Annotated in this window: 1 protein-coding gene; it reads right to left on the minus strand. The window is 40.6% G+C overall.

Annotation, left to right across the window (positions count from 1 at the left end):
* Nucleotides 1–49: 49 nt before the first annotated feature.
* The coding region (locus tag D8863_RS10835; protein ID WP_142999499.1) for an undecaprenyl-diphosphate phosphatase at nt 50–606 on the minus strand (557 nt) is incomplete at its 5' end.

The following is a 606-nucleotide window of genomic DNA, read 5'->3' on the forward strand; positions in this document are numbered from 1 at the left end:
AGTAACAGGATTTTAAAAAGCTTGAAGGAAGATTCCCTCAAGCTTTTTCTTATACAAATAAACGCACAAAACTATAGAGCAACAAGACACTACCGAGTACGATACGGTATTTACCAAAGAGGGTAAAGTCGTGCTTCTTCACATAGCCAGTCAAGAAGCGAATAGCAACCATGCTGACCGCGAAGGCTACTCCCATAGCAACCAAAAGCAAGAACAGTTGTCCAAAACTCAAGAGTTGACCTGCTTTTATAAATTTAAAAATCTTTAAAGCACTGGCTCCGAACATAACAGGAATTCCGAGATAGAAGGTAAACTCTGTTACGACAGAGCGACTTGTTCCATTCAACAAACCACCAACAATCGTCGCACCTGAACGGCTCGTTCCTGGGAAGAGGGCAAGGACTTGGAAAAGTCCGATATAGAGAGCTGTCTTGTAGGGAAGCTTTTCAAGTTCTGTAACTGTTGGTTCAATAGCTTGCGCCTTGTTTCGTTTTTCAAGATAGATAAAGGCAACCCCATAGATAATCAACATAATAGCAACTGATACCATATTATGAAAATGAGTGTCAAACCAATCATCCAGCTTAAAGACTAGCAATAAAGGCA

The sequence above is a fragment of the Streptococcus oralis genome (genome assembly GCF_003943825.1).
Lineage (GTDB): Bacteria > Bacillota > Bacilli > Lactobacillales > Streptococcaceae > Streptococcus > Streptococcus oralis_CD.